The 19,434-nt window shown below is 58.4% G+C and carries 16 protein-coding genes and 1 pseudogene; 1 reads left to right on the plus strand and 16 read right to left on the minus strand.

Annotated elements, in window-relative coordinates:
• Positions 1-301: 301 nt before the first annotated feature.
• The 7 genes from NSND_RS10255 to NSND_RS21265 form a co-directional block, all read right to left on the minus strand.
• Complete coding sequence (locus tag NSND_RS10255) at positions 302-1,636, minus strand: lactate racemase domain-containing protein (RefSeq protein WP_159450738.1); 1,335 nt, start codon at positions 1,634-1,636, stop codon at positions 302-304.
• Entirely contained in the window at positions 1,633-2,547 is a 915-nt protein-coding gene (locus NSND_RS10260; protein WP_080878911.1) for a glycosyltransferase family 2 protein, read from the minus strand. The genes NSND_RS10255 and NSND_RS10260 overlap by 4 nt, the downstream gene beginning before the upstream one ends.
• A gap of 7 nt (positions 2,548-2,554) precedes the next feature.
• Positions 2,555-4,099: an oligosaccharide flippase family protein gene (locus NSND_RS10265; RefSeq protein ID WP_080878912.1), complete on the minus strand. Its 1,545-nt coding sequence runs from the start codon at positions 4,097-4,099 to the stop codon at positions 2,555-2,557.
• A 62-nt stretch (positions 4,100-4,161) separates the two neighbouring features.
• Positions 4,162-5,271, minus strand: a complete 1,110-nt coding sequence (locus NSND_RS10270; RefSeq protein ID WP_080878913.1) for a glycosyltransferase family 4 protein — start codon at positions 5,269-5,271, stop codon at positions 4,162-4,164.
• Entirely contained in the window at positions 5,268-6,479 is a 1,212-nt protein-coding gene (locus NSND_RS10275) for a glycosyltransferase family 4 protein (RefSeq protein WP_143833500.1), read from the minus strand. The genes NSND_RS10270 and NSND_RS10275 overlap by 4 nt, the downstream gene beginning before the upstream one ends.
• A 17-nt stretch (positions 6,480-6,496) precedes the next feature.
• Positions 6,497-7,660, minus strand: a complete 1,164-nt coding sequence (locus tag NSND_RS10280; protein WP_080878915.1) for a glycosyltransferase — start codon at positions 7,658-7,660, stop codon at positions 6,497-6,499.
• Between the two features lie 227 nt (positions 7,661-7,887).
• Complete coding sequence (locus NSND_RS21265) at positions 7,888-8,487, minus strand: lysylphosphatidylglycerol synthase domain-containing protein (RefSeq protein ID WP_235000224.1); 600 nt, start codon at positions 8,485-8,487, stop codon at positions 7,888-7,890.
• On the opposite strand from NSND_RS21265, the pseudogene NSND_RS20955 reads away from it, so the two are divergent.
• Positions 8,444-8,566 (plus strand): annotated as a pseudogene (locus tag NSND_RS20955) (IS30 family transposase); the annotation flags it as partial. The gene NSND_RS21265 and the pseudogene NSND_RS20955 overlap by 44 nt on opposite strands.
• A 15-nt stretch (positions 8,567-8,581) precedes the next feature.
• On the opposite strand, the gene NSND_RS10290 reads toward NSND_RS20955, so the two are convergent.
• The 9 genes from NSND_RS10290 to NSND_RS10335 all read right to left on the minus strand — a co-directional run bounded on the left by NSND_RS10290 (position 8,582) and on the right by NSND_RS10335 (position 19,409).
• On the minus strand, positions 8,582-10,129 hold the full coding sequence (locus NSND_RS10290; RefSeq protein ID WP_080878917.1) for a glycosyltransferase family 39 protein: 1,548 nt from the start codon (positions 10,127-10,129) through the stop codon (positions 8,582-8,584).
• A 495-nt stretch (positions 10,130-10,624) separates the two neighbouring features.
• Positions 10,625-11,614 (minus strand): glycosyltransferase family 2 protein, encoded by a 990-nt coding sequence (locus NSND_RS10300; protein ID WP_159450740.1) that lies wholly within the window; start codon positions 11,612-11,614, stop codon positions 10,625-10,627.
• A 22-nt stretch (positions 11,615-11,636) separates the two neighbouring features.
• On the minus strand, positions 11,637-12,653 hold the full coding sequence (locus NSND_RS10305; protein WP_080878920.1) for a methyltransferase domain-containing protein: 1,017 nt from the start codon (positions 12,651-12,653) through the stop codon (positions 11,637-11,639).
• Positions 12,654-12,679: 26 nt separating this feature from the next.
• Positions 12,680-13,435 carry a polysaccharide deacetylase family protein gene (locus tag NSND_RS10310; RefSeq protein ID WP_080878921.1) on the minus strand — a complete coding sequence of 252 codons (756 nt, stop codon included), beginning with the start codon at positions 13,433-13,435 and terminating at the stop codon, positions 12,680-12,682.
• A gap of 479 nt (positions 13,436-13,914) precedes the next feature.
• Positions 13,915-15,069, minus strand: coding sequence for an SGNH/GDSL hydrolase family protein (locus NSND_RS10315; protein ID WP_159450741.1), 1,155 nt, complete (start codon positions 15,067-15,069; stop codon positions 13,915-13,917).
• A 53-nt stretch (positions 15,070-15,122) separates the two neighbouring features.
• On the minus strand, positions 15,123-16,379 hold the full coding sequence (locus NSND_RS10320) for a glycosyltransferase family 4 protein (RefSeq protein WP_080878923.1): 1,257 nt from the start codon (positions 16,377-16,379) through the stop codon (positions 15,123-15,125).
• On the minus strand, positions 16,379-17,584 hold the full coding sequence (locus NSND_RS10325; RefSeq protein ID WP_159450742.1) for a glycosyltransferase family 4 protein: 1,206 nt from the start codon (positions 17,582-17,584) through the stop codon (positions 16,379-16,381). The genes NSND_RS10320 and NSND_RS10325 overlap by 1 nt, the downstream gene beginning before the upstream one ends.
• Positions 17,585-17,604: 20 nt before the next feature.
• Positions 17,605-18,516: a glycosyltransferase family 2 protein gene (locus NSND_RS10330; protein WP_080878925.1), complete on the minus strand. Its 912-nt coding sequence runs from the start codon at positions 18,514-18,516 to the stop codon at positions 17,605-17,607.
• Positions 18,513-19,409, minus strand: a complete 897-nt coding sequence (locus NSND_RS10335; protein WP_080878926.1) for a glycosyltransferase family 2 protein — start codon at positions 19,407-19,409, stop codon at positions 18,513-18,515. The genes NSND_RS10330 and NSND_RS10335 overlap by 4 nt, the downstream gene beginning before the upstream one ends.
• Positions 19,410-19,434 lie beyond the last annotated feature (25 nt).

Raw genomic sequence — 19,434 nt, forward strand, 5'->3', positions numbered from 1 at the left:
ATGACCCGCAGGATGCGAAAAAAGTCCGTCCAGCAAGGCCGCAAGTAGCGAAGAGGCGAATCGTTCATTCGTACCCGCCCACCCCGAGCCTGCCAAGACAGGCTCTTGTCCCGTGGCCGTACGGTGAGCCTCTGAGGTTCACGACGCGCGGAATAACCCGCGTCACGTTTGTGAACGCCGCCGAGACGGTGAGGCGGCCGTGTCTTGCGAGAACGCCGCTGGCGGACTTTTTCCGCGTCCTGCCAGAAACGGACCGGTCGTCGAAGCATCGCGGAGCACGACATCCTCCGCTCCTTCCTTTTTAGGCCGAGGTCGGTTGCCTGGTGAGGGTCGGCTCCGACACTCCAACCTCCTGCCCCAGTACGGCTGCGGTTGGAATGAGAAACGGCGCGCATCGATAGACCGCCACGGTCACAGGTCCCTCGCCATGGCGCGCCAGAAGGGCGGCCCTAAGAGCCGGCCAATCTCCGAATCGCTGCGCATGGGGGAACATGGACGTTAGGTCCTGCCCATGCAAGCCTGGCGACAACACCATGAGGTGATGCTGCTTCCGGCGGATTAATTGGGCCACCGTCCTCAGTTTCTCAAGGGGCCGATCGAGATCGGCCAGGCGAAAATGGCTGAGCCGTCTGGCAATGCGCGACCAGAGCGGACTGTCTACGGGAAACAATTCATGGGTGCCCATGCCGAGAGGACAGGCGGCAATGACCACCCGGGAGACTTCTCCTGTCGCCTGCTCAACCGGCCACATTCCTCGATCCTGCGCAAACTGCCAGCTTGTGTCGAAGGGATACATGTCCGCCACCACGACCTCCGCTTCCGGACACATCGGCACGGCGTAGAGCCGCTGCGCTGCGCGGACGCCTGCTTCATGCGCCTGAACGACATCCCCCGCGAACAGACCGCAGATGGCGCGATGGCGATTGAGGGTGACATTGACAATACCATCGAGCCCGACCCGTCGTGCCACGGCGACCATATCCTGCCGTAACTCCGTCTGGATGGACCCGCCGCGCTCGTGCGAACCGCGCAGATAGTCGTGCATCATCCGCGTGGTCTCCACGCCACAGACGGCCGGGAGTATGATCTTGGCGCCACCGGAAAACCCCGCCACCGGATGGGGATAGATGCAGCCCACGCCGATCTTGACCTCGCTCTCCATCACCCGTCGATTGATATGGAGCGGGAGCCCGGCAGGCGACCGGCCACAATTCACCAGATCGCCCCGACTGTCATGGGCCAGGACCTTCACCGCCGATGACAGCCCGGATCCGACCTTCTTGGCCCTCTCGTCGGCCGAGGCAGGCGGGTGCGTACCGCCCGCCAACATCACCGTAATGTCGTGCGCAGGGATCCCCCCGCTCGTCAACTCCTCCACGAGGAGTGGAAGCAGATCGGCACCCGGCGTCGGCCTCGTCAGATCGTCGACCATGATCACGGCATTGCGCTTGCCCCTGGCAATCTCAGACAACCTGCGCGTCCCGATCGGCCGAGAGAGGCACTCCCGCATGGCCTCCACCGTCAGCGCCGGTTCATCCCGGGGACCGATTTCGATCAGCTTCCACGACGCGGGGAAGTCGATCGTCAAGTCTTCATCCCCGAACCATGCTTTGGTGCGCAACTGCATCCTGGTCATGACTTGGGCCCCATCGCCGCAGACCCGGCGCTTTGCGGATCCGCTCGGCGAGGGACAGGCCGTTTCGACATCACACCCGTCATCAGCTCCCAGAGGAATCCGGCCGCCTGACATTTTTCTCCAAGCCAAAACACCCAGAATTGTCGCCTGGACTGAAACCCCTTCCCGTCAAATGGGCCGATGAGCTTGGTCCACAGGGCCTGGAACCAGCGGGGATCTGTCCTCCGCCCTCCCTTCCCCCACAACAGGCTATCCTGCGGCACGACCCCGCTCTGGTCGCAACGCATCACTAGAAAAAGCCTTGCGATACCGACTCCCCGTTGAAACGAATGGCGCAGATGCTGCCCGACCGCCGCTCGCCGCAGATGCTGTACCTGGCTGGGCACGTAGACCATCCTGGCCCCTCGTTTCCGCAGTCTCCACATCAATTCCCAGTCCTCCCCGGAACCCCCGAAGCAGGGGTTGAACACATGCCCATCCTCCTGCTGACATCGCGCCAGCCACTCCCTTCGAATCATCAGATTCCCGCTGTTGCCGACCAATCCTCCGTGATCCATCTGTTCCCGTTCGGGAAAGGGATTACGGCGACGGATCGCGTCCAGCAGCGGATCGGTCTCCTGGAACGTGCCCCCCGACGCTGCGGCATCGCAGCGATCGAGGGCCCCGACCAGCCGTTCCAGCCAATCCGCCGGTGGAATCACGTCGTCATCCGCAAACGCGATCACGTCACCTGAGGATCTGGCAATGCCCTCATTTCTAGCCCATACCACGCCGCGTCGGAATTCATCGACGACGATAACAATCTCATCCGGCGGCCTGGTCTGCCGTTCCAACGCAGTCCGGCACAGTGCCAACGAGTCTCGCCCCACCGTGGGAACGATGACTGAGATCTTGTGTCGATCCAAAGGCATAGACCACCTAACTCCAAGCTGCGGCTTTGAGTCGCAGCAACACCGGTGCGAGGTACCGGAACAGCCGTTCCCCTGTCAGGCGGAACGCGCCCGGCAGACTGCTCACCATGAGTTCGATTTCTTCGACCCGCACAAGCCCAAGCCGGAAGACGCCACCCCAGTACAGGACTGTCCCCACCACCGCCCCGACAAGAATTGAGAGCAGCGGAGGCGTCACCCATGCCGCAACCAGAGCGATAGCCAGGGCCGTGCCCATCGACAACAGCAGCCATCTGAACAGATGAGCCTGCTCAAAGACTTGAACCCGCCGCCGATGCAGCATCCAGACATATCCCACTGCCACCAAGGCAAACGAGATGGACGTGGCCATCGCCGCACCTGCAGCGCCCCAGAGCGGAATCAAGCCGCCACAGAGCCCCACATCCACCAGCACGATCATCCCGATGAGGCGGACCAAATGTCCCCCCTCCCCGCCCGCTTGAATGACCGGCCACAACACACGCGCCACCGCGTAACACAAGGCCCCCGGAACCAACAGGCGCAATCCCAGAGCGGCATCGGCAAAACGAGGGCCAAAGTAGACTGTCACGATCTGTTCGCCCAGGACTGCGACCAACAGGAGTAGGAACGTCGTCCCCACCAACACATATCGCACCAGCCGGCCGACCAACTGGCTCACCTCATCCACCCGCTGTTCCGCCCACAGGCGCGCCGTCGCCTGCAACATGACGCCTTCGACCGCAATCGGAATGAACCAGACGAATTGCGACCATTGAATCGCCGCCGCGTAGAGACCTGCCTGCGCCTCGCCGGCAAGGTGCCGAACCAGAATCACATCCAACGAGCAGAGGGCCATATTAAGCACCGAAAACAGCATGGCCGGCAGCCCGAAGCGCAACAAAGGTCCGGTCACTGAGGAGACAGTCCGACCGGACTCCCGGCATTCGCTCCCGCTCAATACCTTCAGTACCGCCCTGAGACAGGCCATGGCCACAAAGAGATTAGCCGTCAATAACCCGGCAAACACGCCGGTCACTCCCAAACCGGCCGTGGCCGCCAGCACGCCCAACAGGCCTGCCGATACCACGCCGATCATGCCTGGGATCGCCGCACGCGCCTCATGTCGAAGACCGTGGAGTACACCGCGCGCATAAAACCACACCTGGTCGAACATCAACACGCCGACGATCACCAACGCGATAGGCAGGGCCGCCGTCCCGGCCGGAGCAGTCGTCCCGACCACCAGGCCCACCACGACACTCACCGACAGCAGGCCTACCGCATTGATCAACGCACCCGCGTGCGCCACGGCCCGGCACCAGGCCACGTCCTCCGGTCGCTCCGCGATACGTTTCGTCATGGTCTGCATCATGCCGACATTGGCGAATTGAGAGGCGAGCAACAGGAGGGCCATGTAATAGGCATACTGTCCGTAACCTTCGATGCCGAGCATGCGGGCGAGGATCGGCAACACCAAGGCCGAGGTGGCCATTTTCACCACCGACCAACTGCCGATGGATAGGATACCTTTAGAAACCGCTTGCGCCGACATGAATCTTGTTTCCGATCGACCGCAGAGGCCTCATGGAGGAGACGAGACGAACGCCTGAACGATCAGGCCGCAAATCGCTCGTACTGTTCTTGATGCGCCGCCAGGGCCTTGGAAGTTTCGTAGGTCTCTCGCACGTAGTCGTAGGCGGCCCGCCCCTTCTCCAGGGGGTTATCGGCAAGCAAGTGTCGAATGGCCGACGCATAGTCGTCGTCTGTCACCTGCTTGCCGAACCGGCTGGCGAACTCGTCCGGGTCGACCCGGCTGATGATGGGACACCCATAAGCCGCCGCTTCCAGAAACGTCAAGGGAAGGCCCTCGCGCACCGCCGTGCTCACAAAAATCCACGTGTCCGACAGAATCCGGTGCATCCGCTCCGGCTCGCGAAAACGATTGATCAGCCCCGGCATTTCCAGGTTCGGCACATCACGAAATCTCCGACGCAATTGAGCATCGAAACCGGATTCGGCCGAGGCACTCCCCTGCCCTACCGCCACAAACCGATACTCCGGGAACTGCGCGGCCAATTCCAGGAACAACCAGGGGCGTTTGCGCTTATCCCAGCGCGCCACAAAGGTGATCGTAGGGCGTGCGCTTTTCTGCGGCAACGACGCGGGGACGTCGATAAGGTTGGGCAACAACGTCGGAAGAACCGACAGGCCATACAGCCGCTTCACCTTCTCCTTCAGAAAATGGGCCGGACAGAACACTGCATCCGCTCGCCGCACGGCCCGCCGCACCAGCAACCCGGACTCGGTGAAGTAGTTGAGAGGCGTCAACAGGCGGCGCATCGGGGTCGCGTAACGGAATTCAACCCACCAGTCGCTCAACTCGCGCGGGTCGCGGCTCGTTACCAGGTGGGCGCGGCGTGGGTGGAGACGTTGCGCCAGATAGGTCAGGACGGTCGGATCCTGCGAATGGAAAATATCGGCAGTGGATTCACGAATCAAACGGCAGGCCGCAACGACGTTCCGTGGTGAAAAACTCCGGATCTCCACCCCACTGATCGTTTCACTCGGCTGTTGTCCCTGTCGCCCGGGAACAATGACGCTGACCCGATGGCCGGAGCGCACGAGACTCTCGGCCAATTTCCTGGACATGCTCCCGAATCCGCCGTAGATCCCCCAGTCGAAATACTGGCTCGTCAGAATGCATACATGCGGCCGCGCCTTCATGCCCGTGGCTCCCGCTGCCACCCGCCACCGGCATCCGCAGTGGAGCGACCGGCCACCGACCTGGCTGCCGGCGCGGGTGCCATCACCCTCGCACACAATTCGAGGTACCTGGTCGCGAGCGCGGGCCACCCGAATCGGAGCGCCCGCCGGCGATTCTCCGCACCCATCCGTCGTCGCAGATCGTCCGCCGGCAGCAATTCCCGCAAGGCGCGCACCAGCGCCGGCACATCGGCCCAGGGCACGATTTCGCCGTTCTCCCCCTTCGTCACTAACTCCGCGGTTCCTCCCGTGTCGGTCACAATGACCGGCAACCCGGACGCCATCGCCTCCAACAACGCAATCGACATGCCCTCCTGCTCGGACGGCAACACGAACACATCCGCCTCCTGGTACACAGCCGGCATCCGGTCCCGCGCAACGAATCCCTTGAAGGTCACAGAGTCTGCCACTTGGAGACGGTCCGCCGATTCCCGTAAGGCGGTCTCGGCATCGCCGGTACCCACGAATAGCAGCCGTAGCGGCTGCTCGCAGGTGGCCCGCAATTGCGCGAACGCTTCCAACAGATGATGCTGTCCTTTGCGCTCGATCAAACGCGCGACGCAGACAATCGTGAATGGCCGCTTGGATTCCAGGTGGATGGGAGTGAACAGAGTCGTATCGACCCCATTGGGAATCGTCACCAGCGGCAGGCCCGGCAGCGTGCGATGCGCTAAGGCTTCCTGCTCCGCACTAATGGCCGTCACGGCTTCCGCATGCCGCCAGATCCGTTTGATCAACGGCGTCAGCACCGGATACAGGTACGCATAGCGCGCCTCGAAGCCGGGCACGTCGGGCCCTTGGAGCGACAGCACGTACGGCACACCGTGGGTCAAGCGCAGCAGATAACTGATCGCCCCCGCCGGCACTCCGGCAAAGGCAAAGCTAACATCGTACCGATGGGCGCGCAGCAGACGCTGCGCCATGCGCAGACCGCGCCAGCTGTACCGCATCAACTCACGATTGGTCGCATGGTGGATGTTCCGATTGTCGACGGGAACTTTATAGATCGTGATCCGCTCCGCAAACCGCTCGGTCTCATACCTCGCTTTGGTCCGTGAAGAAGTCACCAGGTCCACAACCACATCCCGATGCGACGCCATCTCCTGCAACAGGTGATAGTTCACCACGCCGGTGCCGCCGCCCAGCGGAGGAAACTCATTATCGAACATGAGAATGCGAATGGCGGCTATCTCCTCGTCACCCGACGGGCCACGTAGAGAGGGCGCCGTTTGACCTCGTCGGAAATCCGGCCGATGTACTCGCCGATGACCCCGATCGTCACCAGTTGAATGCCTGCGAGAAAGAAGATGGAGACGACCAGTGTGGTAAAGCCGGGCACGCCGGTGCCTAGCGTGAACTTCTTGACTAGATAGAACAGCGCTACAAGGAACGACAGGAACGACACGGTGAACCCCAGGAGGGTAATGATGCGTAGCGGCATATGGCTGAAGGAGATCAGCCCGTCCAGCGCGAGATAGAGGAGCTTCCTGAACGTATACTTGGGCGCCCCCGCATGGCGGGCGTGGCGTTCATAGGGCACGCCGATTTGTTTGAACCCCACCCAACTACGAATCCCCCTGACAAAACGATTGCGCTCCGGCATGCGCACCAGGAGGTCCACCACCCGCCGGTCCATGACACAAAAATCTCCGGCGTCCAACGGGATGTCGATATTGGCCACCCGCTGCAGCAGGCGATAAAACCCGGCATAGGCCAATCGCTTCCCCCACCACTCTTTACGCTCGGTCCGGATGGCATAGACGACTTCCCAGCCCTCCCGCCACTTGGCCAGAAAGGTGTGCAACACCTCAGGGGGATCCTGCAGATCGGCGTCCATAATGCAGACGACTCGTCCGCGGCACTGCTCAAGCCCGGCACTGATCGCCACCTGATGCCCGAAATTCCGCGCAAACTCCACGATGACGATCCGTTGATCCTCGGCCTCCATCCTTCGCAAGATGTCCGGACTCTGGTCCTGACTGCCGTCGTCCACCAGAACGATTTCATACTCCATTCCCAGATTCACCAACGCCCTGGTGAGGCGGCCATGCAACGTGGGGAGGTTCTCCGCCTCATTGAACACCGGAATGATCACGGACAGCTCAGGTCGCCCGGTCGATGGCTCCGCCTGTCCCATCATGGCCGCGAAGTTTGCCGGTGTGAGGGCATGTCTCTCGCCGTCGGAGGCACGTTCAAGCGCCGAAGCCAAGACGCGACAAAATCGCAAGGCCTCGGCCGGGTCCTCCAGAGGCGGCAGCATTCGGTCGCCTACCCGATCCGCGCTGGTCACAGTCTTACGCTCCTGCACAGCCGGTGGGGCTGGAGGAGCGCGCTTATATGGTGGTTGCATGGTTTTCCCTACAATGTCAGGCCTTCGGTCTCCCGACAGCCGCGCTGCCGGTCGGCACAAGGAATCTCCAACCACATAAGTGTAGCAAGAGAATCGTTTTCATCCAGTTCACGCTATAAAGCGCAAAAAATGGTTTGGATAGGCAACAAACATCGTCCCGTGACGAGGCAGGTGTAGGAAAAAGGGCGGGTATTTTTGTGTGAAATGGACGACGGCCGGAATACAGATCAGGGGGCAGGAACTGGAGGCTCTTCGCCCTTTGGGAGCATGGCAAGGCACGCCAACCCAATGGCAATCCAGACAAATTCCCGAAAGCGCCGCAACAGGGCAAAGGTGATTCCGGTCACATCTCCATATCCGAAAGCCGTCAGCAGCAAGAGATTGCCGGCGTCCTGCGCGCCTAAGCTACCCGGGATGAAGAAGGTGCCCCCTTTGATCAGCACCGCGAGGGCTCCGATTGCCAGCGCCGACAACACTGTCACCGGTTGGCCCAGACAGAGGATCATGACGAAGACTTCCAGCGCTTCCGCGAGCCATCCCAGGAGAAACAGCCCGGTCGAAAGGAGAAAGGCGAAGCGCTGCGTCGCATAAAATCCGGCGATGGTGCGATCCAAGTCGAGCAGTTGTTGCTCACGCGATTCCAAATAGTGGATGCGCAGGCCGAGGCGCCGCAGCATCTTCAGGATCCACCCGAACATGCCCTGGCGTTGCACCACCACGAAGGCTCCGATGCCGAACACGAGCAACCCCACACTCACCAACCCTGCCGTGATGGTCTGGCCGGCCGATCCGCATAGCCCGTGGCAACGCGGCACCAAAGAGAACACCAAGGGCTTATTGCGCCAGTACTTGCCCAAGGGCACGGACTTGTCGGGCAACACCCAGCGCGAGTTGAACGCCATCGCCTGAACTGGCACTTCGTCAGAGCAGCGCTGCAAGTTTCTGCCACATCTGCGTACAGAGCTGTTTGGCAAAAATGACGGGAGGGCTTTCTCGCCAATACCAGACGCGTTCGGGGTGCCTGTCAAAGTCAATCAAGTCCGAATTCCAATCGCCAGAATAAGCGAATCCAATAGCGTGCATGCCGAGCGATAGTCCCGCCAACCCCACCACTACATACTTCAGCCAGACCCTCTGGTGAATTCGGTCGAGGGCGGGGCCCAGTAAGAAACAGAGGAACGGGGTGCTATCCGCCAGAAGCCTTGGACCATAGCAAAGCCCTCCCCACCAGCTCCCAAGCATTGCCACAGGAACGAGCAAGAAAAGGGGCGCCAGGCTCAGATACTTCAGAAGCACCTGTTCCGGTTCTCTCCAGACCACCACCATGCCAGCCAGCGCACAAAGAAAAATCGGGGAGTAGATGAACAGCCCGCGTGCTGGGGAAAAGAGCACGCCTGCAAGCCCTTCAAACAGGGGTGTGTTGAACCAGGAAAGATGGTGTCCGACCAAGGAAGAGGGACTGACCACGGTCGCACCAAATCCTGTCTGAAGAGGTGAGCCAAAGTGCACTGCGTTGTACCACAGAAACAATAGTAGAGGAGGAACACCGGCAATCATGAAACCAATACACTGACCACGATGCTTATGCACAATATACAGTACGATTGGCACGGCCATGACAAGATTCAGTGGGCGACACATAACCGCAACCCCAAGCGGAAGCCCCGCCCACGCACTAAAGACCGGAGTTTCCACGCCCCTCACCAAGCAGTACAGCGTGAGCGAGAGAAAGAGTTGGCTCGGCCCATGCTGCCACAAGGCCTGACTATTAAGACTCAGGCAGTTCGTTCCGAAGGCATAGACGAACGCGACAAACCATGCTACGCGCGGCCTCGTCACGCGGCGTAACGCGAGAAACAAGATGAGCACCGACAACGCCATGATGAGCACAGCTGCTCGTTTTTCCAGGTCGAACATCCCAGCGCCAGCTCCTTTGAGCACCGGAATAACATACACCGGCAGGGCAAGGATGGCTCCCCACGGTGGGTAGCTTGAAACCAGGTGACCATTGACAAGCCGTACGAAGTATTGATCCTCATATAGATGGATCGTCGAGGCCCACTCATCAAGATAGAAATCGTGGTCCGTGAGGAGGCTTACAGGGAGAAAACGTGCAGGGAACGTATCGCCCGTTTCGAAGGTATGCCCATTGGAGTAATACACAGTCACCGCCCCTAGGAATAGCAGCAGCGGAGACTGCATTCCTTCGAAAGTCGACCTGGCGCCCCGTCTTTCCTCCAACCAGGCTTTGCTTAACGTGAGTGCAAAGCAGAGGGCAAGCCAGTTTCTCAGAGAAGTGGCGTGGACATGAATGGGGCCAACTTGCACATCGTAGCCTCCCTGCATGAGGAACAGGACAAGGACATTGGCACAGGTCACATACCATAGCACCAGGATGCAGCTCTCGAAACGAGAGGGTGCCTGGGCATCGGTTGGAGCAACACGCTGTAGGAGTTGGCGAAACGTCACAATTTGGACTCAGTCAGGTTTTCCTGTCATTGATCTTCCAGTGGATGAGGCACTGACTTAGTGCCTCACAGCGGACAAGCAGCGACCAACCACCGCCGCGGCCCTTGCGGGATCAGCTAGATCTCTACGAACACAATTCCGTCAAGGATGCCAGGTATCCCATTTCGATACGCTTCCTTGACCAGCGGCGAGACCGCCGATCGGTCCCCTTGCGCATTCGCATTGGCACTGACCCAGGTTAAAAAGAATGAGCATGCGCTTAAGAAGTCACCAGGCTGCTGTATCCACGAGAGAGAAACATGCCAGTCTTCTGGCTGGTGATCGTCCGGCGATGCTCTTCTGTGTTTCCGTAGCCCGGCGGTGATGGATAGAGCAAGGTAGACGCCCGCGCAAAGGGCCACGATGCCCCACTCACCATATCGATGGATACTCGTGATCAAACGTTTCTCCCTCACATGAACTACTGACTCACCTGTACCACAGTGCCTCCACCGGTCATCTGAGGTGAAGGGCGTAGGACAACCATACCAAGACAAAGGTGACGCCGCTGTAGATGTAATAGAACCCGTGCATCGGAACTGTCACGGCCGAAAACAACACACCCCTTCGGCGGAGAAAAAAAACAAACAGGTCACGGTTCAGAAGCAGAAAGATGCTTGCTAGAAAAAGACACCCGTAGGCCAGCGGGGGAAAAACCGGGGTCAAGGGCAGCATCGCCAGGAAGAGTCCTGCCACTGCGGCACTGGCTCGATGCGATAATTTTAAATTGAGGTCGTTGACCAATCCCTGCCGCTCGTGAATAAGCCGAGACCAGGGAATGGCACGATACAGGATCTCCGCGCGTAAGAGCGACTTCCACCGCCACTCCTTCAAATGAGTTGCCTGAAGACCTTTGTCCAGCCAGATCCGATACCCCAGGCGATGCATGCGGTCTCCCAGCTCAATATCCTCGATGGATGGCGTGGGATATTTCTCTTGGTCAAACCCACCGACGTTCACAAAGACATCTTTACGGATAGCCCCACATCCCCCCCAAAACGTGGTGGCCCGGTTATTCGCCTGCTGGTGCACATAATGATGCAGCAGATTTTTGTATTGCGAGAGAAAATTCTTAGCCGGCGGGCTGTCATCGTATGACCCGAAGACCGCTGCCAGTTCAGTATCCTCGATAAACCTTGCAACCACCCGATTGAGCACATCGTTATGCACCACCACGTCGGCGTCCACAAACAAGAGAATCTGTCCGGTTGCCAACTTCACTCCTGTGTTACGAGCCGCGCCGGGGCCACTCGGACCTGGACAATGCGCCACCAGAGCACCGTGCGCTTGCGCAATCGCAACGGAATTGTCCGTTGATCCATTGTCGACGACGATCAACTCATACTCACGATACGACGAGCGCTGAATTCCTGCCAGACATTGACCCAGACACCAGCCGCCATTGTATACAGGGACGACGACTGACAGAAAATTCTTGTTACCCATCTCGCTCCCCGTCTTGGCTTGCTTATTTTCTGCTGGAAAACACCACAACGTTGAAATACGGACCGACCACATACAGGATCAACCGTAGAACAGGAATTTGTTTGGCCACATTGTAGATGGCAAGCTGCATGCGCTGAAAAGGAGAAAAGTACTGGGCTTCTTCGCAGGAGATAGACGGGAGCAGAATTCGATGGTTGGTAAACAGGCACTTATTCAACAGTCTTCTCAATTCCATGAATGACAAGACTTTGATATTTTCATAAGAAATCCCCTTCACGAGCTTGACGTAGCCGTTCATCCACCTTCTTGGTAAAAATCCCACTCCCCACACACGGACATGAGGCTCCGGGGTCAGACTAAAACGATTGGGAGTTGCCAGGAAGAGCATTCCCTGCTTCGTCATCACGCGACGACACTCCGCCAGAGTGCTTTCTTGACTTCTCACATGCTCGAGCACATCTTCGGCTAAGATGATGTCAAATCTTGTGCCCGGAAATGGAAGATACTCGGCACAGCAGCAGACCAAAGGTACATTCATCTTGAGCTCTTCCAGCCTTTTCCTCGCCACGACCAGCCAACGAAACGCAATATCTGCGCCAACTACATGGTCGTATTTTCGTTTTGCAGCCACGAGAAATCCGCCGGTTCCGCACCCGATCTCCAGTACTCTATTAAACCCGCGGAGCTTCTCGGTCTCAGCTAAGGACTCAATCAAGCTCAGACATTCAGCCCCCTTTTCAACTAAAGCGGCCGTGCGTCTAATGAATCGTTCGGCGCGATCCTCCGACACTTCTGGCGTCATCTTCCAATAGAGACGGACCAATCCCATAAAGTCGAGCTTGTGGTACTGCTCGGCTAAATGCCCGGCCTTCTTGTGATCATCTTCAAAATCAATATAGGGATCAGGGAACACACGAAAATCGGGAATGCCCAGGATGACAGGGTATTTCTTGGAACATGCCGAGCAAGCATACTCACTTTCTTGAAAACTAAGTACCCCCTTGCACGTTGGGCAACAGAACTCCTCAACCTGCAACATAACTTTCACCTCCTGTTTCTATACTTTCACGCAAACCATGCTTTGGTCGCCCGCATCGCCCGCCGGACGCCTAAGTACAGATCCATCCCTCTCGTGTCGAGCGATTCCATCAACCACTGCGAAGAGAGGTAATACATATCCACCCTGGGAAGCAGAGCCGAATCCGCCTCTGACGTGACTTTTCCTAAGATCGTTGAACAGGCCCCGGTGAAATGCTCCTTCGCGAGATCGACCACCCACGAGGCATACTTCCCGTAGGGATAGGCAAATACCTCTACGTCCCCGCCCAATCGCTCCTGGATCGTCTGTTTCGACTCTCGCATCTCCCGCGCCGCTTCATGACGCGTCACGCAGGCCAAGTCAGGATGCGTCACCGTATGGGAGCCAAACTCGATGTGATGCCGCGCCATTTCCTCGATCTGTGTCCAGGAGAGCAACAACTGCTCACCGACCGGAGATACATGACCAGGCCAGGAATTCTGTTTACCGCAATATCCGGTAATCAGAAAGACTGTTGCTGTAAAACCGAGTTCTTCTAGAACAGGAAAGGCTTCCCGATACACGGTTTCATAGCCGTCATCGAACGTCACCACGCAGGTCCGTTCACGAAAGGGCTGTCCATCTCGCACCAGCCTCGCCGCCTCTGCCAGAGACAGCGTCTGAAACCCCTGCTGATGCAGCCACTCCATCTGCCGCCGAAAGATTGATGGAGTAGTCGAGATCACAGACCCGCTGGAATCCAGCGAATGGTAGGTGAGGATGGGAAGCCGGTATGGAGTCATCTGGCCCTTTTGATCAATGGAGAAGCACCGTTGCTTCCCACGATCCGCAGTCTCCTCAGCCGTAGAGACATAGCCTCATGGGCTTCGACTGTTCGCCGTAGAAAACCTCGCGAAGTGTCTATCTTCTCTCGTGGCTTGGCAACGAAATACGCGCCATTCGTACTAAACCTGGAATCGGCCAATTCGATCGTAAAGCCAGATGATATGCCGATAGTGTGCCGTTGAAGCCAGCAGCGTCGTCGAAGAGAAGCCGTCACTCCTCGACACATTCTCCTCCGGCGACCAGGTGGAACCCCTGTCGGTTGAGCAGCGGTAGTTGATTTCACTGTTGCCGGGGTCCCGCGATCGTGCCATGCAAGGTGGACAAGCCCCCCGCGACAATTAAAGAACTGTGCTGGGAATCGCCTGGCGCATTCGAAAGGCGGAGGTTCGGCTCCCAGGTCTCTCTCCCGTCGATGGAGCGCAGTAGATGTTCACCATCACTGGAATCCAAATTCATTCAACCACTTCGCAAGCAGGACGCCGGTCAGCTGATTACCGATCCGGTTCATGTGACTGTCCGGATAGAAATACAATCGCTCGGCAGAATGGCTTTTCTGGTACGCACGAAACTCCGGCAACAAATCCAGGATGGCCACGTGTTTCTCGGCGGCCCAGTCAGCGAGGAAGCGCTGTGGCCTGTCGAGGTCCAGCGCCTCATCGTTGATCCGGTAAGCCTCCTTCCATTTCGCCAGTTCCCAATCGTAAATCTGCATGCTCCTCGGCTGGACCAGCAGCAGCATTTCGGCGTTGTTTTGCCGACACCATTGATGGATGTCGTCCAAGGCAGTCCGCGTGCGGGCAAAGGCCTCAACCGTTTCGGGAGGCGGCTGGCGCAGGTGGACTTTGGCAAATTCCCAGAGCCAGCGGTCGACAGCGTTGAGGCCAGGATTGCTGCGATTTTGCGGCGCAACAAATGTATTCTGCAAATACCACAGCACCTGGGCCAACCGCTGGGCCAGGAGGGAGGTGCGCTTGAGTTTTTCAATCGCTTCTCGAGCTGGCGAGCTACGCTCGGTGCCGTCCAGCGAACGCCTGACCATCAAACCGTCCTTGATGGTAAACTGTTTCTTGAACCCACCCATCTGGACGTCCGTGAAGTCGTTGCCGACGAAAAGCGATACGATCACGAGACGCGGCGCATAGGTTCCGCCGTATTGACGCAGCCAGTGTAGTTGGTCGGTGGTGCCGGTGCCGGGAATACCGGCCTTGATCACGCGGATGGCCTCCGATCGCAACTGTTCTTCCGCAAGGTAGAGATAAGTCTCCGGCAATTCGACGCCCCAGCCAAACGCAAACGAATCGCCGAGTGCCAGGATGCGACCTCGCGTGTCGGGCACGGGACTCGGCCGGTCACGGAGTCCCTCGGAATTGATGGCGACAGTCACATTCCACTCGCGGGTGAAATGCCGACGGGTGACATTCGGCTTGAGCGACACCTGGTCGTAGGGATCGAGCTGATAGATGTCCATGGACAGCGGTGAATCGTTCTGGGCAACCAATCGCAGAATCGCTTCGCAGAAGATCAGACTTAACGCCAGAGAGCCTAGAAGGAGTGAGAGATTAACCAGAAGGCTTTTCCAACGATATCTCATGAGCGCTGACCGCCTTGCTTGCGAATCAAGCATTTCGCGTTGTGAAGCAAAATTTATACCATGGCATGTTCGGCCCGTTTCCGCTCGCCGATCCGACTGATGAGCGCCAGATACCGATCGAGATGCTCTTCTTCGGTCCACTGCTTCCGATAGGCCTCATGACCTCGTTTCCCCAGCTCTGCCTTCAGCTCAGGATTCGTACGCAGCGACTCGATCGCATCGCCCAGTTCATGGCCATTCCGGTAAAGGAGCCCGCCCCCGCTCGTTGTCACCAGTTCCGACAACGCGCCAATGTCTCTCGCAATCACGGGCGTCTTAAACGAGAAGGCCTCCGCGACCACCTGGCCAAAGGTCTCGTAGCAGAGCGACGGCACGATCACCGCGACCGCATGGGCATATAGTTGCCGTAACCGCTCGAATGGCAGGGCCCCAAGAAATGTCACGCGCGGACTGTCCTGGGCGAGGCGTTTTAGCTCAGACTCATATTGACCGGTCCCTGCCACCAGAAGATCGGCCTGGTCTTGCTGTGCAAAAAATGGAATTACCTCTTGCAGCCCCTTGAGCTTTTCCAAGCGTCCGACATAGAGGAAATATGGCAGCTGACCATCCGGCAGGGAAGCGGGCAAGAATTCGCCGCGCTCTTGTTCTGCCTGCCGGCTGGGAACGAACATCGGTATCACCGTCTTCTCAACATTCAGCCCCATATGTCTGTGTGCATCGGCGGCAAATTGGCTGGGCGAGATCACCGCGTCGAGCTGCCTGAGCGCACGATCCATTATGCCGGTGTAGCGCCAGAGTTGCGGGGGCTTCCGACAGGACAACTGGCACATCAGGCAGCTCGGCTTCGTGCAGGCCTCCTGGTTGAACTTAAAGAGCACATGCGTCGGACACAGCAACCAATACTCATGCGTCGTGTACAGCTTGATCGCACAGCCATATTCGAGGACTTTCGGCCCTCCGACAAGCGACACATTATGGTAATGGATCACGTCGAACCGGCCCTCGGTAAGAATCCGCTTGATCTTTCCGGCCTTCAAACCGGGAATGCCCAATTGCTGGGTCAGGAGCGGCGACAGGATGCCGGCCTTGCTCTTGAGGCTGTGCAACGTAATGCGAGGGTGGTTTGGCCACTCGCCGACCGGCTCTGTGGCATGCTGCGCGTAATAGGCATCGCGGCAATGAATCACGTCCACGGAATGGCCTCGCTCCGCCAGCAGATTGGAGAAGCGATACACAAACATGCCGTCCCCGCCAAAACTATAGGGGGGATAAAATGTCGTGACCATGCAGAACCGCAGCGACGGCCCCATCAACGAACCTCATTGAGCACCCGTTCAAAGAGAGCTGCCGTGGACTGTGCCGCCAGCTCCCACGTAAATAACTTTGCCCGTTCGAGCCCAGCCAGGCTCATACGATCCCTGATCGACTCGCTGCTCAGCACGTCGCGAAGAAGCGTCACCAGCACATCCGGACGACTCGGATCAAAAAACAAGCCGACCTGCCCCACCACTTCCGGCAGAGAGCCCCGGTCGCTGGCAATCACCGGAGCTCCGCAGGCCATAGCTTCTACCGCAGGAAGCCCGAATCCCTCTTCCAGAGAAGGCAGCACCAACGCCCGAGCGAGGTTGTAGAGCACCGCGAGTTCGCTGTCGGGCACAAACCCTGTAAACAGCACGCGGGCAGAGAGACCTCGCTGTTCGATGTCCGCCTTCAATTCCGCATAATGGGAAAAAAACACATCGCCCTTGTAATCCCCCACCAACACGAGCTTGTGATCTGCGAAACGGGGGTCTTCCATGAGCCGATGAAACGCATCGACCAGCACCCCTAAATTTTTGTGCGGGCTGATGCCCCCGACATAGATTAGAAACGGTTCCCCGGATCTCAATCCATATTTCGGTAAGACCGCTGTGGCCCCTTCCAGATTCGGCAGGCGAATGAACACATCGCTCGGGCCTTCTGTCGTCGTCTCCACTCGCGTAGCAGGAACCCGGCAATACTCGACGATCTGCTGCTTGGCATGGCTTGAAACGGTTAGAATCATGTCCGATTGCCAGAGTGCAGCCTGTTGCTTGAGCTTCCAGAACAAGCGCGATTTCCGATTGGGGAAGACTCGCTCCGGATGGTGGTCGGCGATCATGTCATGGATGGTCACAATCACTTTGCACCGGTTCAGGATTGGGAAATAGGAGTATACAGCCGGAAAGTAAAACAGATCGACCGGCTCCTGCGCGACCACGCGGCTCAGCGCCCATAAATCCTTGAGCGAGCGACTCCCTGAGGCAGAGGCGGCGACGGTCGGGGAGACCTCCGTCGATGCCACCACGACTGTGACCCCTGGAGGAAACTCGCTCGCTCGCGCCGTGTCCCCATCCGCAAAGAAGATGTACTCGTGCTCCCGGTCAGTCGCGACCAGCGTCGTCAGCAATTCTCTGGTGAAACGTCCGAACCCCCGGCGATTCGACCAGCAGCAGGCATCCACGCCGATGCGCGGTTTTCTTGTGCTCGGACCCACGCCTGACGATCCAGATGCCGCTATGCCCATCGCCGCACACTCTCCCCTTCTCCACAAAGGTATCCCATAAGCTCTCCACAGGCCCAACTCGTCATAAACAGAACCAGGTACGGCATGGCGACCGTCAGCTCCCGGAGATGCCGCCGCCGGTGCAGCACCAACTGTGCAATGCGTAGCGGGAGGATCACGGGAAGAAGCGTCGAGCCGGCTGCGTAGCCAAGCCGCGTGAGGCGCGAGGCGGCAGCGACCCGTCTCCCCGCATAGTGGCGGCCATGGTGAAAGGTCTGCACGAGGACTTTACCGACTCGATAGCGCAGGGTGTGATACACCACGGCATCGGGAGCCATATAGAGGGTGCTGCCCTGCCTGCGTAGTCGCTCATGAAGGAAGGCTTCAAAAAACCCGTTACGAAACTCATCCTGGATTTCCTGTAACAATGTCCGCTTGTAAGAGACGTTGTTCCCGGACAGCGTTGCGCTCACGCCTTCTACGCAGGGAAGCATGTATTTCCCATACTCATAGAAATACACGGCCCAATCGACGGCCCGATGCGTGCCGTCTCGTTCCACAGCTCCGCCGACGATCTCTTGGGGGGCAGCATGAGCCCTTCTAATTGCGCGACACCAGGTCGGCGCCACAATGCTGTTGTCCTCAAGCAGGGCCACGATCCTCCCTGTGGCTGCCTGGATTCCCAACGTGCGCAATTCCGGCACGGTGGTACCGGGAGGTGCCTCGATCAATCGGACAAATGGAAAAGCCTCTTCGATCGAACGACCGGCACCCTCGCAACAGTTACATGCCACAATGACATCGATCTCTCCACCGCTAACCTGGTCTTTCAATGATGTCAGGCAGGCCTCCAGACCGGCTCGCGAATGAGCGGCCGCCAGGACAACGGACAACTCTATGCCTACAGCCGGTGCGTTGTTCATTCGACCTTCAGGAGGCTGTCACCAGAGCCCAAGAGATACCCTACAAATTCCCCCGCCGCATAGCTCACCATGAACGCCGCCTGCAACGGCAGCGACCAAACGAAAGCGCCGACATGCTGCTGTTTGTTCAGCACCTGGCGTGTCATTCTCCAGAGCATGAGCCCCGGAAGCAACGGCGAGGCGCAGCAGTACAAAAGCCTGCCCGGAAGCGACGTGCGTTTCCGACGCATGCCGGCGAACGATCGGGAATAGTAATAGCGCTGGGCCATAAAGTACCAGAATCCAAATTCTTTCTTATGGCTGACAATGATCGAAGACGCGGAGAGAAACGTAACCCCCTTCTTGCTGAGCTCCTGATGCAGAAAGAACTCCCAGCATTCCTTCTTCACCGATTCGTCGACACGATCGAGGATCGCCTTGCGATACGACACGTTGTTTCCGGTAACACCTGACACTTCTCCGTCGGGAATGGGCGGCATGACCCCGCTATACTCGCAGAGAAACACGGCCCAATCGATCAGGCGCTCGACGCTGCCGTTGACCACCGTCCCGCCGACCACCTGGTACCCCTTGTCATGCGCCGCGAGAATCTCACGAAACCATCCGTTCTGAACAATGCAATGGTCTTCGATGATCGAGATAATCTCCCCCGTCGCGCGTTCCATCCCGATCGCTCGCAATTCCGGAATGCCCAACCGTCTTGGGAAATGGACCAGTGTGACATCTGGAAAGTGCTTGGCAACGTGCGCGGCCGTGCCATCCTGGCAACAGCAGAGCACCAGGATCTCCACCTGAAAGTTCTTCCGTTCTCGTTCCAGGGCGATCAAACAATCATGAATCGACGGCAGCCTATTGACGCAAGCGATAACGACAGAGATTGATCGATTACCCATGGTTCGCCGCTACTCCGGTGGTGAT

It is taken from the genome of Nitrospira sp. ND1 (assembly GCF_900170025.1).
Lineage (GTDB): Bacteria > Nitrospirota > Nitrospiria > Nitrospirales > Nitrospiraceae > Nitrospira_A.

Excerpts from the sequence above, each read along its gene's own strand:
- NSND_RS10255 (WP_159450738.1), bottom strand. The coding sequence starts at position 1,636 with ATGACCAGGATGCAGTTGCGCACCAAAGCATGGTTCGGGGATGAAGAC.
- NSND_RS10260 (WP_080878911.1), bottom strand. The coding sequence starts at position 2,547 with ATGCCTTTGGATCGACACAAGATCTCAGTCATCGTTCCCACGGTGGGG.
- NSND_RS10265 (WP_080878912.1), bottom strand. The coding sequence starts at position 4,099 with ATGTCGGCGCAAGCGGTTTCTAAAGGTATCCTATCCATCGGCAGTTGG.
- NSND_RS10270 (WP_080878913.1), bottom strand. The coding sequence starts at position 5,271 with ATGAAGGCGCGGCCGCATGTATGCATTCTGACGAGCCAGTATTTCGAC.
- NSND_RS10275 (WP_143833500.1), bottom strand. The coding sequence starts at position 6,479 with ATGTTCGATAATGAGTTTCCTCCGCTGGGCGGCGGCACCGGCGTGGTG.
- NSND_RS10280 (WP_080878915.1), bottom strand. The coding sequence starts at position 7,660 with ATGCAACCACCATATAAGCGCGCTCCTCCAGCCCCACCGGCTGTGCAG.
- NSND_RS10300 (WP_159450740.1), bottom strand. The coding sequence starts at position 11,614 with ATGGGTAACAAGAATTTTCTGTCAGTCGTCGTCCCTGTATACAATGGC.
- NSND_RS10305 (WP_080878920.1), bottom strand. The coding sequence starts at position 12,653 with ATGTTGCAGGTTGAGGAGTTCTGTTGCCCAACGTGCAAGGGGGTACTT.
- NSND_RS10310 (WP_080878921.1), bottom strand. The coding sequence starts at position 13,435 with ATGACTCCATACCGGCTTCCCATCCTCACCTACCATTCGCTGGATTCC.
- NSND_RS10315 (WP_159450741.1), bottom strand. The coding sequence starts at position 15,069 with ATGAGATATCGTTGGAAAAGCCTTCTGGTTAATCTCTCACTCCTTCTA.
- NSND_RS10320 (WP_080878923.1), bottom strand. The coding sequence starts at position 16,379 with ATGGGGCCGTCGCTGCGGTTCTGCATGGTCACGACATTTTATCCCCCC.
- NSND_RS10330 (WP_080878925.1), bottom strand. The coding sequence starts at position 18,516 with ATGAACAACGCACCGGCTGTAGGCATAGAGTTGTCCGTTGTCCTGGCG.
- NSND_RS10335 (WP_080878926.1), bottom strand. The coding sequence starts at position 19,409 with ATGGGTAATCGATCAATCTCTGTCGTTATCGCTTGCGTCAATAGGCTG.